The sequence below is a fragment of the Gemmatimonadota bacterium genome (genome assembly GCA_026706345.1).
Classification (GTDB): Bacteria; JAAXHH01; JAAXHH01; order JAAXHH01; family JAAXHH01; genus JAAXHH01.
Window position 1 is genome coordinate 1897 of record JAPOYX010000208.1, and the last position, 616, is coordinate 2512.

Annotated in this window: 1 protein-coding gene; it reads right to left on the reverse strand. The window is 64.4% G+C overall.

Going from position 1 to position 616, the window contains the following annotated elements; genetic code table 11:
• On the reverse strand, window positions 1-537 hold a 537-nt coding region (locus tag OXG98_14245), incomplete at its 3' end, for a hypothetical protein (GenBank protein MCY3773162.1).
• Window positions 538-616 lie beyond the last annotated feature (79 nt).

The window sequence follows — 616 nt, forward strand, 5'->3', positions numbered from 1 at the left end:
ACCCGCGCCGCCCCCCGCCACGCTAAGCTCGACCCCGTCCTCAGACGCCCCGCCGCCAACAAAAGGCACGTCCGAGAGCCCGCCTTCGGCGATGCCGTCAAAGAACGCATGCGAATCAAAATTATACGTATCGGGGAAGACGAGGGCGAGATTTTCGGGACCGAGGTGAGGCGTGACGTTGGACACGACCTCCTGGCCAACCGTCCGAGCCCGGCCGCGCAGTTGGGGAACAAAGAAACGATGGGCGGACAACGTGTCCGACCGCACGGCCAAGACCGCAACACCCGGCGCGCGTTCCACTTCTCCAGCCGTGGTCAGCACGCCACCGGCACTACAGCCGACAACCTGACTGGCCTGCGTTTCAGCGCGGACCGTACGCAGGACGCGCCCGTACCCGGCCCCGTGATGCGCGGTGGCAAAGACCAGGGCAAAGTCAGCGCGGTCGCCCCCGGCCTGACTCAAGGCCGCCTGGGCCGCTTCCCGCGTGGCCTGTTCGGTATCCTGTTGTTTTGAGAGACCAACTCCAGCAACGAGCATGTCTACTCCTCACAACCGGCCTAGTCCGGTTTCTTGAGGCCGAGCCGTTCGTAATATTTCTCCGGGACTTTGTCCGGGT